At 72.4% G+C, this 18,333-nt stretch carries 18 protein-coding genes; 12 read left to right on the top strand and 6 right to left on the bottom strand.

The window, feature by feature from the left end; all coding sequences use genetic code 11:
* The first annotated feature begins 2 nt into the window (after window positions 1–2).
* The 3 genes from NAMU_RS11045 (at window position 3) to NAMU_RS11055 (ending at window position 2,225) form a co-directional block, all read left to right on the top strand.
* The gene (locus NAMU_RS11045) at window positions 3–1,358 is read left to right on the top strand and encodes a M16 family metallopeptidase (protein WP_015747491.1); all 1,356 of its coding nucleotides are present in this window, start codon (window positions 3–5) and stop codon (window positions 1,356–1,358) included.
* A 198-nt stretch (window positions 1,359–1,556) separates the two neighbouring features.
* Complete coding sequence (locus NAMU_RS11050; RefSeq protein ID WP_015747492.1) at window positions 1,557–1,835, top strand: putative quinol monooxygenase; 279 nt, start codon at window positions 1,557–1,559, stop codon at window positions 1,833–1,835.
* A gap of 78 nt (window positions 1,836–1,913) precedes the next feature.
* The gene (locus NAMU_RS11055; RefSeq protein ID WP_015747493.1) at window positions 1,914–2,225 is read left to right on the top strand and encodes a DUF1905 domain-containing protein; all 312 of its coding nucleotides are present in this window, start codon (window positions 1,914–1,916) and stop codon (window positions 2,223–2,225) included.
* A 27-nt stretch (window positions 2,226–2,252) separates the two neighbouring features.
* Here the strand turns inward: NAMU_RS11055 and NAMU_RS11060 are convergent, their stop codons facing one another.
* Window positions 2,253–3,161, bottom strand: a complete 909-nt coding sequence (locus NAMU_RS11060) for a LysR family transcriptional regulator (protein WP_015747494.1) — start codon at window positions 3,159–3,161, stop codon at window positions 2,253–2,255.
* 70 nt (window positions 3,162–3,231) lie between these two features.
* Between NAMU_RS11060 and NAMU_RS11065 the strand changes: the two genes are divergently transcribed.
* From NAMU_RS11065 to NAMU_RS11075, 3 genes are all read left to right on the top strand, one after another.
* Window positions 3,232–4,191: a DMT family transporter gene (locus tag NAMU_RS11065; RefSeq protein ID WP_015747495.1), complete on the top strand. Its 960-nt coding sequence runs from the start codon at window positions 3,232–3,234 to the stop codon at window positions 4,189–4,191.
* A gap of 136 nt (window positions 4,192–4,327) precedes the next feature.
* Window positions 4,328–5,086 carry a 4-hydroxy-tetrahydrodipicolinate reductase gene (gene dapB, locus NAMU_RS11070; protein ID WP_015747496.1) on the top strand — a complete coding sequence of 253 codons (759 nt, stop codon included), beginning with the start codon at window positions 4,328–4,330 and terminating at the stop codon, window positions 5,084–5,086.
* Window positions 5,087–5,101: 15 nt separating this feature from the next.
* Window positions 5,102–5,584 carry a tetratricopeptide repeat protein gene (locus NAMU_RS11075; RefSeq protein WP_015747497.1) on the top strand — a complete coding sequence of 161 codons (483 nt, stop codon included), beginning with the start codon at window positions 5,102–5,104 and terminating at the stop codon, window positions 5,582–5,584.
* Window positions 5,585–5,611: 27 nt separating this feature from the next.
* Here the strand turns inward: NAMU_RS11075 and NAMU_RS11080 are convergent, their stop codons facing one another.
* Complete coding sequence (locus tag NAMU_RS11080) at window positions 5,612–6,175, bottom strand: GNAT family N-acetyltransferase (protein WP_015747498.1); 564 nt, start codon at window positions 6,173–6,175, stop codon at window positions 5,612–5,614.
* 103 nt (window positions 6,176–6,278) lie between these two features.
* On the opposite strand from NAMU_RS11080, the gene NAMU_RS11085 reads away from it, so the two are divergent.
* The 3 genes from NAMU_RS11085 (at window position 6,279) to NAMU_RS11095 (ending at window position 10,973) form a co-directional block, all read left to right on the top strand.
* Complete coding sequence (locus NAMU_RS11085) at window positions 6,279–7,592, top strand: winged helix-turn-helix domain-containing protein (protein WP_015747499.1); 1,314 nt, start codon at window positions 6,279–6,281, stop codon at window positions 7,590–7,592.
* 9 nt (window positions 7,593–7,601) lie between these two features.
* Window positions 7,602–9,011, top strand: a complete 1,410-nt coding sequence (locus NAMU_RS11090; protein ID WP_015747500.1) for a gamma-glutamyltransferase — start codon at window positions 7,602–7,604, stop codon at window positions 9,009–9,011.
* Between the two features lie 564 nt (window positions 9,012–9,575).
* Complete coding sequence (locus NAMU_RS11095; protein ID WP_041368276.1) at window positions 9,576–10,973, top strand: IS110 family RNA-guided transposase; 1,398 nt, start codon at window positions 9,576–9,578, stop codon at window positions 10,971–10,973.
* Window positions 10,974–11,073: 100 nt separating this feature from the next.
* Here NAMU_RS11095 and NAMU_RS11100 read toward each other — a convergent pair whose 3' ends face one another.
* Entirely contained in the window at window positions 11,074–12,105 is a 1,032-nt protein-coding gene (locus NAMU_RS11100) for a DUF4097 family beta strand repeat-containing protein (RefSeq protein WP_015747501.1), read from the bottom strand.
* 62 nt (window positions 12,106–12,167) lie between these two features.
* Entirely contained in the window at window positions 12,168–12,737 is a 570-nt protein-coding gene (locus NAMU_RS11105) for a toxin-antitoxin system HicB family antitoxin (RefSeq protein ID WP_015747502.1), read from the bottom strand.
* Window positions 12,738–12,804: 67 nt separating this feature from the next.
* On the opposite strand from NAMU_RS11105, the gene NAMU_RS11110 reads away from it, so the two are divergent.
* Window positions 12,805–13,350: a ferritin gene (locus NAMU_RS11110; protein ID WP_041368748.1), complete on the top strand. Its 546-nt coding sequence runs from the start codon at window positions 12,805–12,807 to the stop codon at window positions 13,348–13,350.
* Complete coding sequence (thyX, locus tag NAMU_RS11115; protein ID WP_041368750.1) at window positions 13,347–14,093, top strand: FAD-dependent thymidylate synthase; 747 nt, start codon at window positions 13,347–13,349, stop codon at window positions 14,091–14,093. The genes NAMU_RS11110 and thyX overlap by 4 nt, the downstream gene beginning before the upstream one ends.
* Before the next feature lie 26 nt (window positions 14,094–14,119).
* On the opposite strand, the gene NAMU_RS27315 is transcribed toward thyX, so the two are convergent.
* Window positions 14,120–14,602 carry a hypothetical protein gene (locus NAMU_RS27315; RefSeq protein WP_015747505.1) on the bottom strand — a complete coding sequence of 161 codons (483 nt, stop codon included), beginning with the start codon at window positions 14,600–14,602 and terminating at the stop codon, window positions 14,120–14,122.
* A 136-nt stretch (window positions 14,603–14,738) separates the two neighbouring features.
* Here NAMU_RS27315 and NAMU_RS11125 point away from each other — a divergent pair, with 136 nt between their 5' ends.
* The gene (locus NAMU_RS11125; RefSeq protein WP_015747506.1) at window positions 14,739–15,008 is read left to right on the top strand and encodes a hypothetical protein; all 270 of its coding nucleotides are present in this window, start codon (window positions 14,739–14,741) and stop codon (window positions 15,006–15,008) included.
* Between the two features lie 28 nt (window positions 15,009–15,036).
* Here NAMU_RS11125 and NAMU_RS11130 read toward each other — a convergent pair whose 3' ends face one another.
* Window positions 15,037–18,333: a S8 family serine peptidase gene (locus NAMU_RS11130; protein ID WP_217180815.1), complete on the bottom strand. Its 3,297-nt coding sequence runs from the start codon at window positions 18,331–18,333 to the stop codon at window positions 15,037–15,039.

Here is an 18,333-nt window from a genome sequence, read left to right on the forward strand (position 1 = left end):
GAGTGGTTGCCGTGGTGACCGGCCCGGTCCGGCGGGCTCGCACCACGGTGCTGGAGCGGGCGGCTGACGGTTCCACCGTCACCGCCACGCTCCTGCCCGGTGGCCTGCGGGTGGTCACCGAAAGTGTGCCGGGCGCGCGCAGCGCGACCATCGGCGTCTGGGTGGGCGTGGGGTCGGTCGACGAGACCCCACGCCTGGCCGGCGCGTCGCACTTCCTGGAGCACCTGCTGTTCAAGGGCACCCGTACCCGCACCGGGTACGAGATCGCCGACGCGGTCGACGCCGTCGGCGGCGAGCTGAACGCGTTCACCTCGCACGAGTACACCTGCTACTACGCGCGCATCCTGGCCGAGCAGGCCAAGCTGGCCGTCGACCTGGTGTGCGACGTCGTGCTGGATGCGGTGATCGCCACCGACGACGTGGACACCGAGCGCACGGTCATCCTGGAAGAGATCGCCATGCGCGACGACGACCCGGAAGACACGCTGGCCGATGCCTTTGCCGAGGCCGTGTTCGCCGGGCATCCGGTGGCCGCCCCGGTGATCGGCTCGACCGGCACGATCACCGCGATGTCCCGATCGCAGATCGCCGGCTACTACCGGCGTCGCTACCACCCCGGGCAGATGGTGGTGGCGATCGCCGGCGGCGTCGATCACGGCGATGCGCTGCGCTGGGTGCGCGCCGCCTTCGCGTCCCGGCTGGCCCGGGACCCGGAGGCCGGCCCCGCGCAGTACCGCAGCGGGCGCGGCCGGGCCCGCGCGCTCGGCCGGCCGCTGGTGATCACCCGGGACACCGAACAGGCCCACCTGTGCCTGGGTGTCCCTTCGGGCAACCGCAACTCGCCCGACCGCAGCGTGCTGGCCGTGCTGTCGTCCGCGTTGGGCGGCGGCATGAGCTCCCGGCTGTTCCGCTCGATCCGCGAGGAACGCGGCCTGGCCTACTCGTGCTACTCGGGCACCGCCGCCTACTCCGACGTCGGCGCGCTGTCGGTGTACGCCGGCTGCGCCCCCGACCACCTCGGCGAGGTGGCCAGCCTGATCGGCCGGGAACTGCTCGACGTCGCCGAGAACGGGCTGCGGCCGGACGAGCTGACCCGGGTGCGCGGCCAGCTGTGCGGCTCGCTCGCCCTGGCGCTGGAGGACTCCGAGTCGAAGATGAGCCGGATCGGCAAGTCGCTGCTGGTCCGCCAGGAGTTCCGCACCGTCGAGCAGGAATTCGCCGCGATCCGGTCGGTCACGGCCGAGCAGGTCGGCGCCCTGGCCCGCCAGTTGCTGCAGCGCCCCCTGTCCGCCGCCATCGTCGGCCCCTACGCCGACGCCGACCAGCTGCCCGCGCCGCTGCGCGACCTCGTCGGCTGACCCCGCCCCCGTCCCTCCCTCCCGCCCCCCTTTCCCGCGCGGATCATCTTCCCCGGCGCGGAGGAACTCGACGACTCCCGTCCCACTCGTCACATTCGGCGTCACTTCATCCGCGCCGGGGTACCGCCCGATGAATCCGGCGCCGTCGACCGGTCGAACGGGCAGGCCGAGATCCGGCCGTCAGGGAGGGACGCCGACATGGTCATCGTCGCGGGACATCTGATCGTCGATCCGGCCGGCCGGACGCAGTATCTGGCCGGCTGCACGGACGCGGTCCGCGCGGCCCGGGCCGCGCCGGGGTGCCTGGACTTCGCCCTGGGCGCCGATCTGCTCGATCCGGCCCGGGTGAACGTGTTCGAGCGCTGGACCTCGCCGGCCGCACTGGCCGCGTTCCGGGGGCAGGGCCCGAGCGAGGGTCAGCTGGACGAGATCCGGCGGTTCTCGATCGACGAGTTCGTCGTCGGCCGCGACGCATGACGGTCCGCCGGTCCGCGCGCCGGATTATCCTGCCCACGACCACTTCTGGTCATCACTAACGTCATCGGGAGGCAGCGCGTGGCCGGGACCCGGTACGAGTTCGCCGCCGAACTGTGGCGGTGGGCCGCCCGCACCGAACAGTGGGTGTTCCTGCGCCTGCCCGACGACGTATCCGCCGAGATCGCCGACGTGCCGCGACCGCGGGCCGGGTTCGGCGCGGTCAAGGTGGCGGCCACCATCGGCGGGTCCCGGTGGCGCACGTCGATCTTCCCCGAGCGCACCGGCGGCCCCTACGTCCTCCCGGTCAAGAAGGCGGTCCGCATCTCCGAGGGTCTGGAGGTCGGCGACGTGGCTCGGGTCGGCATCGAAACCCTCGACGACGCCGGCTGAGTCGGGCCGCAGACCAGCCGCGAGCAATCAGCTCGACAGCTCGGCCGCCCGCCGGCGCAGCGACTCCAGCAGGTGCTCGACGGTCGGGTTGCGCCACGGGCGCGCGGGCACCCAGGCGCCGACGTACCGCGTCGGCGGCGGGTCCAGGGTCAGCACGCGGACGTCGTCGCGTTCGGGCAGCGCCAGCGCGGGCAGCAGCGTGACCCCGACCCCGGCCCCGACCAGGGCGGACATGAAGCGGTAGTCGCTGGACCGGCACACCACCTGGGGGCGGAATCCGGCCAGGGCGGCCAGGGCGTCCACCACCTCGGCCGGGCCACCCCACCCGTGGATCCAACGGTCGCCGGCGAAGTCGGCCAGGTCGATCGTGGGCCGGCCGACCAGCGGGTGATCGGCCGGCACCACCAGCCGGAACGGCTCGGTGAGCAGCGGGGTGTAGGTGCCCGGGCCGGCGGCCGCCGCCCAGCCACGCGGCGGCTCGGGCAGGTGGAAGTGATAGAGCAGGGCCAGATCGGCCCGACCGTCCCGCACGGCATCCAGCGCCTGTTCGGGCTCGGCCTCGATCACCGTGATGTCGACGTGCCGGCCGGCGGTGATCGGGCTCAGCGCCGGGGCGAGCAGCGGCTCGCCGGCGCTGGGGAAGGTGACCACCGTCAGGGTCGGCGGACCCTGCTCCCGAAGTTCGGTCAGGTGCCGCTCGGCGGCGGTCAGTTCGGCGTGCACGGCGTCGGCGGTGGTCACGAGCAGGCGACCGGCCTCGGTCAGCCGCACGCCGCGGGTGCTGCGCTCGACCAGGACCAGACCGGCGCTGCGCTCCAGGGCCGCCACCTGCTGCGAGACCGCCGACGGCGTGTGGCGCAGCACCGCGGCGGCGCCGGCGAAGCTGCCGGCCCGCGCGACCTCGCGGAGCACGGCCAGCCGCTGGACGTCGATCAACAGTTCTCCTAATGATGGGGTCGGCAGAATGATACTTCCGCTAATGACTGCCGCGGCCGAGGCTGGGGTCATGACGATGCGGGTGGGATGGGCCGGACAGGAGCGGTCGGGCGCGCTGCTGGCCGGTGGTGCGGTCGTGCTGGTGGGCGGTTCGGTGGCCGCCTCCAGCCTGGTGGGGGACTACCCGGTGTTGGGCGGCCAGGGCGTGCGGTACCTGCTGGCCGGGCTGCTGCTGGCCGCCTGGTCGCGGCTGCGCGGGGAGCCGCTGATCCGCCCGACCGGGCGCGAATGGGGTTGGCTGGGGGCGCTGGCGGCGGTCGGTCTGGCCGGCTGCAGCGTGTTGATGATCCAGGCCACCCGGGTGGCCGATCCGGGCAGCGTCGGCGTGGTGATCGGCGCCGCGCCGCTGGTGATCGTGCTGGCCGGCGCGCTGGTCCGGCGGCGCCGCCCCGCGACCCGGCTGCTGGTGGCCGCCGCGGTGGTGGCGGCCGGTGCCGCGGCGGCCCAGTCGGGCTCCGGGGCCGGCTCGTTCAGCCTGCTCGGGTTCGCGCTGTCGCTCGGCGCCCTGGCCGGTGCGGTGGGCACGACCGTGCTGGCCGCGCCGGTGCTGCCCCGGCTCGGGCCGATGACCGTCACCGTGTATTCCTGTGTGCTGGCCGGGGGGTTGCTGCTGGTCCTGGCCGTGCAGGACGGCCTGGCCACCGGGGCCACCGTGCTGCGGATGCCGACGCTGGTCGAGTTCGGAGCGCTGGCCTACCTGGCCGTCATGGTCACCGGGGTGGTCTGCATCGCCTGGTTCGGCGCGATGCAGCGGCTGGGGTCCGAGCGCACCGGCCTGTTCAACGGCCTGATCCCGGTGGCCTCCCTGGCCGCGGTGCTGCTGGTCGGGGCCGGCCAGGTCGGCGCCTGGCAGCTGATCGGGGCGCTGGCCGTGCTCGTCGGAGTGGTCCTCGGGCTGCGCCGCGGCCCGGTCGTCACCGCGACTGCGTCCGGGCCGACCATCGCCGGCGCGGTGCCCGTCGGGCGCTGAGCACCGGCCGGTGTTGGCCGGTTCGACGGCACCCCGGACAATGCTCCCGGACGTGGCTAGTCGAGGGCTGGGATCGGAGAACGGACGAGATGACCCTGGGATGCGTGGCAGTGCGGCGTGAGGGCGGGGCGGCGTGATGACCGAGGCACCGTTGCGGGTGGGCGTCATCGGGGCCCGCGGCCGGATGGGCGCGCAGACCTGCCAGTCCGTCGTCGAGGCCCCGGACATGGATTTGGTGGCCGCCGTGGGCGGCCGGGAATGGCTGTTCTCGCTGGCCGACGCGGACAGCCAGGTCGTCGTCGACTTCAGCCATCCCGACGTGGTGATGGAGCACATCCGCTTCTGCCTGGACAACAACATCAACGTCGTCGCCGGCACGTCCGGGTTCGACCAGGACCGGCTGGACACCATCACCGACTGGTTGCAGGCCAAGCCCGAACTCGGGGTCATCGTGGTGCCCAACTTCGCCATCGGGGCGGTGCTGGCCGCCCGGTTCGCCCGGGAGGCGGCCCGCTTTTTCGAGTCGGTCGAGATCATCGAGCTGCACCACGCCGGCAAGGCCGATGCGCCGTCGGGCACCGCGGCGGCCACCGCCCGGGCGATCGCCGCGGCCCGGGAGCAGGCCGGACTCGGGCCGGGTCCGGATGCGACGACGATCGAGCAGCCCGGCGCCCGGGGTGCCTCGGTGGACGGCATCCGGGTGCACTCGGTCCGGCTGCCCGGGTTGGTGGCGCATCAGGAGGTGATCCTGGGCACCGCGGGGGAGACGCTGACCATCCGGCACGACTCGCTGGATCGGGTCTCGTTCATGCCCGGGGTGCTCACCGCCATCCGCTCGGTGCCCGGCCGCCCCGGCCTGACCCTGGGGCTCGAGCAGCTGCTCGGCGTGGTCTGACGATGGCCCGACCACGTGGGTAGGGCCTACCGCACCCGGATCGTCGTCGCGCTGCTGACGCTGGCCCTGATCGCGTACTTCATCCTGCTCGGCGGCCGGGCCATTGCCCTGATCGAGTCCGGCAGCGCGGCCGGGATCGCGCTGGGCATCGGGGTGCTGCTGCTGCCGATCATCGGTGTCGTGCTGCTGTTCTGGGAGCTTCGGTTCGGCTGGCAGACGCAGCGGCTGGGTCGCCAACTGGCCGAGCAGGACCGGCTGCCCGACGACTCCGACCTGCCCCGGCGACCGTCCGGGCGGGTCGAACGGGACGCCGCCGACGCGCATTTCGAGACGGTCCGGGAACGGGTGGAGGCGGCGCCGCAGGACTGGCGCGGGTGGTACGAGCTGGCCCACGCCTACGACCTGGCCGGCGACCGCAAACGGGCCCGCGCGGCGATGCGGCACGCGATCGACCTGGAACGGGGTCGGGCCACGACGGACGGGCCGGACTCGGCCTGACGTGCTCACGGGGGGTCGGGCCGGGGGTCAGACCGCGACCAGGTCCAGTGAGCCCGACCACCGCAGCTCGACGATCGGCGGGCCGCCGGTGTCCAGTTCACGGCGCACCCCGTCCTCGGCCCAGCCGGCGGCGGTGACGAAACGGGTGGTCGCCGCGTCCACCTGCGGGATCCACCAGCGTCCAATGTGGGCACCGCGCCGGCGCAGTTCCGCGCCGGCGGAGACCAGCATTCGCCCGCCGTGGCCGCGCCGGCCCCAGCGGGGCTCCACGTGCAGCACCTCGATCTCCCCGAGCGGCTCCAGCAGGTTCTGCGGATCGAAGGTGCTGCTCAACGCGGCGAACCCGACCGGCTCGGCGCCCTCGACGGCCAGCAGCACCGGCCCGCCGCGCGCGATCCGTTCGGTCCAGGCGGCCGCGTGCTCGGCCGGGTCGAGGGTCAACGCGGCCGCCGGCAGCACCGTGGCGTAGGCCTGCCGCCAGACCGAGAGTTGCAGGTCGGCGATGACGCGCCCGTCGTCGACGGTCGCCGGTCGCACCGAGCTGGAGGCCACGAGCAGCCAGCATGCCACCTGGGCGGGCGGGCCCGGCACCGCCCGGGCTCCGCGACGCTGTCCTGGCCCTGTCGTGGCCCTGTTTGCGACCGTGTCCGGCGCGGGCGGGGCACTGTCGGTGCGGGGTGGCAGCATCGCCGGCGTGAGCACCAGTACCTCCCGCCCGTCGCCGATCCGGCCCGCCCCCCGCCGGCCGACCGGGCCGGTCACCGGTCCGGCCCCGGTGGCGCTGTCCGCCGCTCAGGCCCGCCGGGTGGCCATCGCCGCCCAGCGACTGGACGCGCCGCCGGCCGACCCGGCCCGGCCGGTCAACCGCGGCCACCTGCGCCGGCTGGTGCACAGCATCGGCCTGCTCCAGATCGACTCGGTCAACGTGCTGGCCCGGGCGCATCTGCTGCCGGTGTTCAGCCGGCTCGGTCCTTACCCGGTGGGCATCCTGGAGGGCGCGGCCTGGCCGGCGCGCACCCAGGACCGGTTGCTGATCGAGTCCTGGGCGCACATGGCCTCGCTGATCCCGGTCGAGCTGGAGCCGCTGCTGCGCTGGCGGCAACAGGAAAAGGTCGACGGGCCCTGGGGCATGCTGACCCGGCTGACCGAGCAGCACCCGGGATTCCTGGACGTCGTGCTGGCGACCATCGGCGATCTGGGACCCAGCTCGGCCGGCGACATCGAGAAGGCGCTCGAGGCGCCCGGGCGGGCCGAGGCCGGCTGGTGGGAATGGTCGATCACCAAGATCGCCTGCGAGCACCTGTTCGGGACCGGAGCGATCGGCGTTGCCCAGCGGCGCGGCTTCGAGCGGCTCTACGACCTGACCGAGCGGGTCCTGCCGCCGTCGATCCTGGCCACGCCGACGCCGGACCGGGCGGATGCGCAACGGGCCCTGGTCGCGCTCGCGGCCCGGGCCCACGGGATCGCGACAGTCGCCGATCTGGCCGATTACTTCCGGATGGGGATGGCCGACACCCGGCGCGCGCTGACCGACCTGGTCGAGGAGGGCGTGGTACGGCCGGCGCTCGTCGACGGTTGGCGGGAGCCGGCCTACCTGCACCGGGAAGCGCGGATCCCGCGGGCGGTGGCCGGCGCGGCGCTGTTGAGCCCGTTCGACCCGCTGGTCTGGCGCCGGGAGCGCACGGAGCGGCTCTTCGGGTTCCATTACCGGATCGAGATCTACACGCCGGCGGCCCGCCGGGTGTACGGCTACTACGTGTTGCCCCTGCTGGTCGGGGATGCGCTGGCCGGGCGGGTCGACCTGAAGGCCGACCGGGCCACCGGGCGGCTGCTGGTGCAGGCGAGTTGGTCCGAGCCGGGGGCTGGAGAGTCGGCCACGGCCGAAGCGGCGGCCACCGAACTCGGGCGCATCGCCGGTTGGCTCGGCCTGACCGAGGTGGTGGTCGAACCGCGTGGCAACCTGGCCGCGCGCCTGGCTGTCCAGCCGGGACTGCGCTTGGCCCGATAACCTGCGCGGGTGATTACCTTGCCGGCCTCCGTGGCCGCCGGGCATCCGGCCACCGCTGCGGCCGGACGGGACATCCTGCAGCAGGGTGGGTCCGCGGCCGACGCCGTCGCCGGGATGATCCTGGCCGGCTGCGTGTCCGAGACCCTGTTCACCGGACTGGGCGGCGGCGGGTTCGCCACCGTCTACGACGCGGTCACCCGGCAGGTGCACTGCCTGGACTTCTTCGTCGCCGTTCCCGGGCTCGACGGCACCCTGCCGGCCCCCGCCCGGGACATCAAGGTCGCCTTCGGTGACGTCGAGGTCCCGTACGCGGTCGGCGGGCCGAGCGTCGCCGTGCCGGGTACGCCGTCCGGGGTGGCCGCCCTGCACACCCGGTTCGGGCGCCTGCCCTGGGCGCAGATCGTCGGCCCGGCCCGGGATCTGGCCGAGTCCGGCACCCCGTTCCCGATGCAGCACGCGGTGCTGCTGCCCGATGTCGCCGCCGCGATGGTGCTCGGCGACGGCATCGCGGTCTACTCCCGACCGGACGGCAGCGGCGGCCGGCGGACCCTGGGACCCGGCGAGCTGCTGCACCACGAGGGCCTGGCGCAGACCCTGGACGACTACCTCAACGACGGCCCCGACGCGCTGACCACCGGAGCGCGGGGCCGCGCCTTCGTCGACGCCGTCCGCGCGGACGGCGGCGCGCTGTCCGAGATGGACATGGCCAGCTACCGGGTGCGGGAGCTGACCGTGGCCCGCGCCGAGTTCGGCCCGGGCGTCATCTGCGTCCGCGACAACGATCTGGACCAGTTCGCCGCCACCGCGCGGGTGCTGGCCTCCGGGCTGGCCGACACCGACCCGGCCGCGCGGGCCCGGCACCTGGCCACGGCGTTGCGGGCGCCGGCCGTGCGCACCGAAACCACCACCGTGGTCGCGGTCGACGCGGACGGCAACGCCTGCGCGGCGACACATTCGCTCGGGCTCGGGTCGGGTGTCTGGTACGGCGGCGTGCACGGCAACTCGATGCTGGGCGAGGGTGAGCTGCTGCGGGCCGAGCTGCGGCCGGGCGAGCGGATGCCCTCGATGATGGTGCCGCTGGTGGTCACCGACCCCGCCGGCGGCCTGCTGTTCGCCGGGGGTGCCGCCGGCGGCAGCCGTATCCGCCCGGCCCTGCTGCAGGTGCTGACCCGGGTCATCGTCGACGGCCGCAGCCCGGCCGAGGCGGTCGCCGCCCCGCGGATGACCGCCACTCCGGACGCCGTGCACCTGGAACCCGGGTTCGGTGCCGGGGTGATCGCCGCGCTGACCGACGACGGCGAGAACGTGGTGCAGTGGCCCGAGCAGCGGCCGTTCTTCGGCGGGGTCGCCGTCATCGGCCGCGACGGTCCCGCCGCCGACCCCCGCCGCGGCGGCCTGGCCCTGCGCCTGCACCCCTGACTCCGGCCGCTGGGCTGATCAAACCCGCGCGTGTGCGTCGGATTCGGCCGATCGACGCGGCTTTGATCAGCGAGGCCGGGGTGTCCGGGCCGCTGGGCTGATCAAACCCGCGTGGGTGCGTCGGATTCGGCCGATCGACGCGGATTTGATCAGTCACCCTGTCCCTTCCGGTGACGCCACAGAGGCGTGAAAATGTGCACCAGCAGCACCACCAGCCTCATGCGTACCTATTTTCCGGTCAGCGAAGCCGGGGTGTCCGGGCCGCTGGGCTGATCAAACCCGCTTTTGTGCGTCGGATTCGGCCGATCGCCGCGGCTTTGATCAGTCACCCTGTCCCTTCCGGTGACGCCACGACGGCGTGAAAATGGGAGGTGGGTTGCCTGTCGACGCCGATTCGTTCGCTTGAGCTTCGAGCCCGTTGATCAGTCTGGCGCCGGGGCCCGACCTTGACGGGTCACGCACTGTTGCTTCGAGCACGCCGGTCAGATTTTCGGTTCCCGACCGAGGCCCCCGGGCAGCCCGCCGTGGCGGTGGTGCACCTCAGGGAAGGAGCGACGCGGTGTGATGACCAAACAGGTCGAGGAGATCCTCGACGAACCCCATGAACAGATCGTGCAGCGGGTCTGCGCGATCGACGTGGGCAAGGACTCGGGCACAGTCTGCGTTCGCGTACCAGCCGCGTCCGGGACGGGTCGGCGAGTGAGCAAAGTCTGGGACGTCCCGGCCCGAACCAGAGCGGTCCTGGGCCTGGCCGCACAGCTGTCAGACCAGGGCATCGAGAAGGTGACCCTGGAATCGACTTCGGACTACTGGCGGATCTGGTTCTATCTGCTGGAAGCTCATGGCCTGGACGTGCAGTTGGTCAATGCCCGCGATGTCAAGAACGTCCCCGGTCGCCCCAAAACGGACAAGCTGGACAGTGTGTGGTTGGCCAAGCTCACCGAGAAGGGGCTGTTGCGTCCATCGTTCGTGCCATCAGCGCAGGTCCGGCAGTTGCGCGACTACACCCGGATGCGGGCCGATCTGACCGGCGACCGGACCAGGTACTGGCAACGGCTGGAGAAGCTGCTGGAGGACGCCCTGATCAAGGTCACCTCCGTGGCGAGCAGGATCGACACCCTGTCCGTCCGGGACATGATTGAGGCCCTGATCGCGGGCCAGCGGGACCCGCGGGTTCTGGCCGGCATGGCCCGCGGCCGGATGCGGCTCAAGTACGCCGACCTGGTCGAGTCGCTGACCGGTCAGTTCGACGATCATCACGCCGAGCTGGCCCGGATGCTGCTGCATCAGATCGACACGCTGACCGATCAGATCGACGTCCTGACCGCACGCATCGAGGCACTCCTGGCCAGCTTGCCGGCCGGTAACACCCCCGATCCGGACCGCCCCGCACCGGATGGCCAAACTCGGCCCGGTACGAGGGCTAACGCACCCGCCGACGAGGCGGCCCAGCGCCGGACACCGCCGACGGCCGCAGACATGATCAAGATCCTGGACCAGATACCCGGGATCGGCCCAAGCAACGCACAGGTCATCATCGCCGAGATCGGGCTGGACATGAGCCGGTTCCCGACCGCTGGCCATCTGGTGTCCTGGACCCGGCTGTGCCCCCGCACGATCCAGTCCGGGAAACGATCAACAACCGGTAAGACCGGCAAGGGCAACCGTTACCTGCGCGCCGTGCTTGGTGAAGCGGCCGCGACCGGCGGCAAGACCCAAACCTTCCTGGGAGAACGCTATCGACGCCTGATCAAACGCCGCGGCAAACTCAAAACGATCGTCGCCATCGCCCGATCCATCCTTGTCATCATCTGGCACCTGCTCGCCAACCCCGGCACGACCTTCCACGACCTCGGCGTCGATTTCAACGACCACCGCATCGACATCGGACGCCGAACCCGTAACCACGTCCGGCAACTCGAAGCCCTCGGCTTCAACGTCACCCTGACCGCGGCCGCCTAAACCCGACACCCACCCAACCCGATGGTCACCACCACGGGTCACCCTTGGCTGCCCAACGGCACGTTGATTTTCCGGTCAGCGAAGCCGGGTGGGGCCGGCGTCAGTGGGAGGCGGCGGCGCGGTGCAGGCGGATGTCGCCGGAGGTGGTCTTGACCCGCAGATCCAGCAGCGGCTCGTCGGTCCCGGCGTGCGGTCCGGCCGCCGAACCGGCATCGGTGCTCACGCGGGAGCCGCCCTCGGCGTCGAACTCGGCATCGGCCAGGTAGGCCGCGTCGGCGACGGTTGGCGTCTCCGGGGCCGGCGGGGCGGCGCTGACCACGAAGTCGTTCGCGGTGCTGCCGGAGACGGTGTTCAGATCGATCGCGGCGAGCGTGCCGGCGTGCACGCCAACCTCGACGTCACCGGAGACGCTGATCAGCTCGGCCCGGCCGGCGGTCACGTCGAGCAACCGCAGGTCGCCCGACACGCTGCGGGCGCTGACGTCGCGGCCGGCCGCGTCGATCCGGATGTCGCCGGAGGTCGAATGCACCAGCGCCTCGGCCCGGACCCGGCGCAGCTCGATGTCACCCGAGGCGGTCCGCACGTCACACTCGGCGGTGTCGGAGATCGTCACGTCGCCGCTGGCGGTCTGCACCACCGAGCGACCCAGCACCTGGTCGACGCGGACGTCGCCGGAGGCGGTGCGCACCTCGACCCGGTCGGCGATCCCGTTCACCACCCCGGAGGCCGATTGCGTCTGCACCCGTACCCCGGAGCCGGCCGGGGCGGTCACGTGCACGGTGAAGGAGGACTTCCAGCCGTCCCGGGCGGGATCGGTGTCCACGATCAACGTGCTGGCCCCGCCCTCGGAGCCGCCCGGGCGCAGATCCACCCGGACCCGCTCGGCGGGATCGTCGGTGGGGACGTCGGCGCCCCACCCGTGGTCGGCGTGCGCGTCCGGCCCGCCCGAGCGGGCGCCGACGAACTGGGCCTTGGCCGCCCGGATGACGTCGTCCAGGAACCCCAGCGGGTGCGAGGGCCCGGCGACGACGTCGACGGTGCTGGTGGTGACGTCGGCCAGGTCGATCAGGACGGAGCCGGCGGAGTTGCGGATCTCGATGGTGACCGGTTCAGGGGTCAGGAAGGTGTGCATGGGGTCCTCGTCAGCAGGAGTCGGTCGGAAGTCGGGACAGTGGGAAGCCGGGCCGCGGGCGGTCAGCCGCGGATGTAGCCGGTGACGGTGCGCTCGGAGTCGCCGCCCCGCCCGCGCTGGTTCTTGGTCGGCACGGCCGAGCGCACCGAGTCGGACACGGCCCGCGAGATGTAGGTGTTCAGCGACACGCCCTGCTCTGCGGCGGCCCGCTCGGCTTGCGTCTTGAGCTCGTTGAACAGCCGCACCGTGGTCCGCGACAGTTCGCCGCCGGCGTCCTGGACGGCCCGCTTGAGATCCTCGGGCGAGTCGCCGGCGTCGGCGCCCGCGGGGGAGTCGGGCTTGCGCAGGTAGTCGGCCGAGCCGGCACCGGGGCTCACCGGTTCCGCGGCCTGGTGGTGGGTGACGCAGACCCGGACGTCCCGGCCGTCGAGCTTGAGTTCGACGGTGGTGTCGCGCAGTGCGCCGGTCACCTCGGCGGCCAGGTCGGCCAGTGCGTTCATGATGGCCAGCCGGGCGGCCGGTTCGATCGCGCCGGCCAGCATGGCGGCGGCGCGGCGGGCCGCGTCATCGCCGACCGATGCGGCGGTGATCAGGTCGTCCCGCAGGCTCTGGGTGTAGGGGGTGAGGTCCATGACGCCATAATGACACCACATTGGCGTCACTTCAAGGGCAAATGACGTCACCCGTAATATGCCCGCCATGACCGCCACTGAGAGCCCCACCCGTTTCGTCGGCCTGCTGCGCGAGCAGGTCCGGCACGAGTTCAACGCCAGCCAGCAGTACATCGCGATCGCGGTCTGGTTCGACGCGCACGACCTGCCGCAGTTGGCCGCGCACTTCTACCGCCAGGCGGTCGAGGAGCGCAATCACGCGATGATGATCGTGCAGTGGATGCTCGACCGGGACCTGCACATCTCCATCCCCGGCGTCGACGAGGTGCGCGGCGACTTCGACTCGATCGTCGACCCGATCGCCCTGGCCCTGGCCCAGGAGCGCACCGTCACCGACCAGATCAAGGAGCTGTTCGCCACCGCCCGGGCCGAGAACGACTTCCTGGGGGAGCAGTTCATGCTCTGGTTCCTCAAGGAGCAGGTCGAGGAGGTGGCGTCGATGTCCACGCTGCTCAACGTCGCCCAGCGGGCCGGCAATGACTGGTTCGACGTCGAGACCTACCTGGCCCGGGAATCGGTCGGCGACGGTGGCGGCGACTCCAGTGCGCCGGCGGCCGCCGGCGGCGCGCTCTGAGCGGGTCGCCGACCGTCCGGCTGATCGCCCGGACCGAGTTCTTGCCGCCGCCGGACGTGCCGTGGACCACGGATGCGTCCGGCGGCCAGGCGCTGGCCGAGTTCGCCGGCCGGGCCTGCTACCAGTCATGGAACAAGCCGATCCCGGCGACCGCGACCAACGCCGGCTATCTGGACCACATCCTGCAGGTCGGGCATCTGTCGGTCCTCGAGCACAGCTCGGCCACGTTCTACCTGACCGACATCTCCCGGTCGGTGACGCACGAGCTGATCCGGCACCGACACTTCTCGTTCTCCCAGCTGTCCCAGCGGTACCTGCCGGCGAGCGGGCCCGAGGTGGTCGAGCCCGACGCGATCGCCGCCGACCCGGAGCTGCACGCGCTGTTCCAGGCGGCGGTCGCGCAGTCGGCGCAGGCGTATCAGGATCTGCTGGCCGGGTTGGAGGAGCGGGCAAGCCAGGCGTCGGACGGCACCCTGGCCCGCAAGCAGGCCCGGCAGGCGGCCCGCGCGGTGCTGCCGAACGCGACCAGCACGGCGATCGTGGTCACCGGTAACTACCGGGCCTGGCGGCACTTCATCGGCATGCGGGCCACCGAGGCCGCGGACGTGGAGATCCGCACCCTGGCGGTGGCGGTGCTGCGGGAGCTGCAGGCGTTGGCGCCCAACGTGTTCGCCGACTTCCGGATCAGCGAGTTGGCCGATGGGACCGCCGTGGCCGCCTCGCCGCTGGTCGGCGACGGCTGACCGCGCGGGTGCCGGCCCGCGCCGGGTCAGCCGGCGCGGACGGTGGTCACCTCGAACGGCCGGCCCTGCTGGCACGTCGTCATCAGGTCCGGGTTGAACGACCCGGACACCGTGACCACGCCGCTGACGTCCACCCCGGTCGGGTCGAAGCCGATGAGATTGGCCAGGACGGTGCCCGCGTCGTCGACCAGCACGGTGCAGCCGGATTCGACCCCCTCCTTGATCCGCCCGGTCAGGTCCTGCTCGACGGGGGCCGCATCCGTCGACCCTGAGCCGTCCGGCGCCAGCGCTGAGGCCGACAGCGAACCGGACCCCGACGATCCCGTCCCCATCGCCGTCGTGGAGATCACCGGGGAGGTCGCCGTGGACGCCCCCGTGGAGGCCGAGGTCGGCGGGCCACCCGGCCCGGACGGTGCAGTCGACCCGCAGCCGGCCAGCGCGAGGGTCACGGTCGCCGCGGCCGCCGCGAGGAGCCCCCGCGTCCAGCGGTGGGTGGCTGATGCTCGCATCGATGCTCCGTTCCGGCGGGGTCATGACTCGGGCCCGGGCCCGAGGAATCAGGCCTGGCGATCAGCCTCGGCCCGGAGACGGACGCCGACCCGGCCGAGGTTGCACGGACATTAGCCTGGCGGAAGCGACGCAGGGATGACCGACGCAGGGATGACCGACGAAGGGCTGATCATGGACGCCGTGCCGTACATCGTCGGGTGGACCACCTCGGAGCAAGATCTGCGCGCCGACCTGGCCGCCCACCTGCCGCAGGCGCAGGTTCAACGCCGGATGAGCGGCGACCGGCTCGTGGTGCGGCTGCGGCCGGACCTGGCCGGCCGCCTCGCCGCCCTGACCGAGGTGGCGTCGGTGGTCCGGGACGAGCTGCGCCAGCCGGACCGGCCCGGTGGGGCCGCGCGAAGCTGAGCCTCGCGCGGCCCCGTCGGCCGACCGGCTACCGCCGGTTCACCGTGATCGTGGCTTCCTTCACCGTCGTGCCCAGGATGCTCGGCGACGTCATGGTCGAGGTCACCGTGCCGGTCCCGGTGGAGGCGCCCTGCACCTCCAAGGTGTAGCTCACGCTGCCGCCCGGCTGTGGGTCGGTGCTGGTGACCACCAGATCGCCGGTGGGCAGCCCGCTGATCTGTCCACCACCCGAGCCGTCGCTGTTCTCCGCGCCGACGGTGAGCGCCTGGCTGCCCGGAGCAGCCGGCAGGTTGTCCGGGTCGTAGGCGAAGGAGATGTCCTGCGTGCCGTTCACGCCGATCCAGGTTTGGAACGTGCGGGCATTGGCGGTGCCGAAGACCTTCACCTGCCATTGCACGACGACCCAGCTGTGCTTGCCGTCGGTCAGCGAGGCGACCGAGATGCCGGGCGCCCCGGTGCCGTCCAGGTCGGTCCAGAACGGCGCCAGCACATTGTTCGGCTTGGCCGGGTCGGGCAGGGTCTGCGGTTCGTAGGCCTGGTCCTCCGACGTACCGCCGCCGACCACCAGGTAGCCGTTGGAACTGACCCCGATCGAGGTGAACGACTGGCCGTTGTACTGGAACGCGGGCACCGTGAAGTTCGCCATCTCCTCGTCGCCGATGGCCTGCGGGGCGATGCCCAAACTGGCCAGCGCGCGGTAACCGACCGGCGATCGGCCGCTCGCGATGGACGGCGTACCCGGTCGGTTGCCGGCCAGGGTCACCTTGGACAGGGCGACCGAGGTGGTGCTGTCCCGGGTGGCCCCCTGGACGCCGGTGATTCGCAGGCGGTTGGACACCGAGGTCCGCAGGTCGACGGTGACCGGGGCGGCGCCGGTGTTGGCCGCGGTCACCGTGCAGGTGGACGCGGTGACCGGGCGCAGCGTGATCGTGCTCGGGTCGCAGGTGTTGGTCAGGGTCACCGCCGCCGATCCCGGGGTGAACGCGACCGGCAGGTGCGCATCGCGGGCCTTGCCGCCGATCTCGGTCAACTGAATCTGGCCGAACTGGGCCGCGGTGGTCCCGGGCGCCAGCTTCGTGGCGTCGATGGTGACCGACAGCTCCACCGACTGTCCCTTGCGCAAGGTGAAGCTGCGCGGGCGGACGGTGATGGTCGAGCCGTCGGGCGACGCGGCGCTGGTGGTGTAGCGGATGGTGCCGCCGGTGACGTTGGTGGCGGTCCGCTTGACCGTCACCAGGCCCGGCAGGGTCGGCACGTCGATCGACGGCTGGTTCAGATCGGCAACGGCGACGGGGTTCTGCCCGGCCTTGAGGAACCCGCGGGCGGATTCGTCGAAGGTGACACCGGGGTTGCCCGCCTTGGTCAGGTCGATCCGTCCGGCCCCCATGTCGAACGGATCGGCCGCGGTGGTGGTGTCCTCCTTGACCACCTTGGTGATCGCGGTCGTCATCAGGGCCGACTTGATCTGGCCCGGCGTCCAGTCCGGGTGCAGGGCCCGGAGCAGGGCGGCCGAACCGGCGACGTGCGGCGAGGACATCGAGGTGCCGGCGATGGCCTGGAAGTACTGGCCGGGGGGTCCCTCGGTGGTCGACTCCGGAGTGGGCGTCTGCCCGGCCAGGATCTCCACGCCGGGGGCGGTCAGGTCCGGCTTGATCGACGAGCCGGCCGGTCCGCGGGAGGAGAACGCCGCCATCACGTCGCCCTGGCCGTTGGCCTTGACCCCGGCGGTGAAGCTGGCGGTGGCGTCCGGGTGGGCGCCCAGGTAGGCCAGGAAGGCGGTCCCGTCGGCCAGGTGCACCGTCGGCAGCCAGTGGTTGTCGGTTTCGACGTCGGCCAGGGACGGGTTGTACAGGATCATTCCCGCCGCGCCGCCCTGCTTGACGTTGTAGCCCTTGTCGACCCGGGCGTTGCCGCCGCGCTGGCAGGCCACGATCTTGCCGTCGAACAGGCCGGCCGGGGCCGGCGCCGAACACAACGCGTTGCCGTAGGGCGCACTGGAAGCCAGCACCACCGGTGCCGGTCCGGCCCCCGCAGTGATCGAGGCGCCGGTGGCGACGAACGGCGCGGCCCCGCTGCCGGTGACGGTCAGCGTGGACTGGAAGGCCCGGGTCTGGGTCGAGGCGGCCACCGTGGTCACCCAGGGCGCCAGGTGGTTGGCCGTGCCGGCGCCGGGGCCGTCATTGCCGGCCGAGGTGGAGACGAACACGCCGGCCCCGTAGGCGTCCAGGAAGGCCAGCTCGACCGGATCGGTGAACGGGTTGGTGCCCCCGGAGATGGAGAAGTTGATGACGTCGACGCCGTCGTTGATGGCCTGCTGCACGGCGTCGGCGGAGTCCGAGCTGTAGCAGCCCTGGGCGCCGCAGACCTTGTAGACGGCGACGTGCGCGCCCGGGGCGATGCCCTGGATCGGCCCGCGACTGACCCCGAGGGTCTGGGCATCCGCCACCGGTGAGCCGGCCGCGGTCGATGCGGTGTGGGTGCCGTGCCCGTTGCTGTCCCGGGCCGAGTCCGGATAGATCTCACCGGAGTTGTTGGCGTTGTAGGTCTGCAGGAACGGCTGGCCCGAGATCAGCTTGTTGTTGCAGACGAACACGTCGTTCGCCGGGGTGAGCGGGTTGTCCCCGAAGTCGCACACGCGAGCCTGGCCGTTGGCCAGCGGCGGTGGCGCCGGCAGGCCGGGATCGGCGAAGGACGGATGCTCGGGCCAGGCGCCGCTGTCCAGCACGCCGACGATCACCCCGGAACCGGCCGTGGTCGAGGAGCCCAAGGCGTTGTAGATGGTGGGCGCGCCGATGAACGCCGGGCTGGAGTCGGTCAGTGGCTGGTTGAGGTGGTCGGCCTGGACCGCGACGACACCGGGGATGTCGAGCAGGTTCTTGGCCTGGTCGGCCGGCAGCCGGACGGAGACACCGCCGTACACCGTCCGCAGCCGGGTTCCGACCTCGGCGTCGGGGACGGCGGCGGCCAGATCGGCGACGAACGAGTCCTCGACCCCGGCGACGTGCTGCTCGTACTCCTGCACCGCGCCGGCGTTGTCCTGCAGGCTCTTGTCCGTCTCGGCCGGGCTGGTCGGGGCCAGGTCGGCGACGCCGCCGGTGTAGGTGGCCACCGAGTCGTAGTCGAGCTTGACCATGACCGGCACGGTGTCCGTGCCGGTGGCGGCCAGCACCGCGGGATCGCTTTCGGCCAAACGGCTGGTGGCGGCCTTGGGCACGGAAACCCGGTCCGCGACCTCGATCGCGGTGCCGGTGAGGTTTCCGGCGTCGGCCGGCTCGGCCCCGGCGGTGGCCGGCAGCAGGGCGCTGGCCAGCAGCGATGCCGTCAC

This window comes from Nakamurella multipartita DSM 44233 (assembly GCF_000024365.1).
Taxonomy (GTDB): domain Bacteria; phylum Actinomycetota; class Actinomycetes; order Mycobacteriales; family Nakamurellaceae; genus Nakamurella; species Nakamurella multipartita.

Coding starts and splice junctions, on each gene's coding strand:
- NAMU_RS11050 (WP_015747492.1), top strand. CDS start 1,557: ATGGTCATCGTCGCGGGACATCTGATCGTCGATCCGGCCGGCCGGACG.
- NAMU_RS11065 (WP_015747495.1), top strand. CDS start 3,232: ATGACGATGCGGGTGGGATGGGCCGGACAGGAGCGGTCGGGCGCGCTG.
- dapB (WP_015747496.1), top strand. CDS start 4,328: ATGACCGAGGCACCGTTGCGGGTGGGCGTCATCGGGGCCCGCGGCCGG.
- NAMU_RS11095 (WP_041368276.1), top strand. CDS start 9,576: ATGACCAAACAGGTCGAGGAGATCCTCGACGAACCCCATGAACAGATC.
- NAMU_RS11100 (WP_015747501.1), bottom strand. CDS start 12,105: ATGCACACCTTCCTGACCCCTGAACCGGTCACCATCGAGATCCGCAAC.
- NAMU_RS11105 (WP_015747502.1), bottom strand. CDS start 12,737: ATGGACCTCACCCCCTACACCCAGAGCCTGCGGGACGACCTGATCACC.
- NAMU_RS11110 (WP_041368748.1), top strand. CDS start 12,805: ATGACCGCCACTGAGAGCCCCACCCGTTTCGTCGGCCTGCTGCGCGAG.
- NAMU_RS27315 (WP_015747505.1), bottom strand. CDS start 14,602: ATGCGAGCATCAGCCACCCACCGCTGGACGCGGGGGCTCCTCGCGGCG.
- NAMU_RS11125 (WP_015747506.1), top strand. CDS start 14,739: ATGACCGACGCAGGGATGACCGACGAAGGGCTGATCATGGACGCCGTG.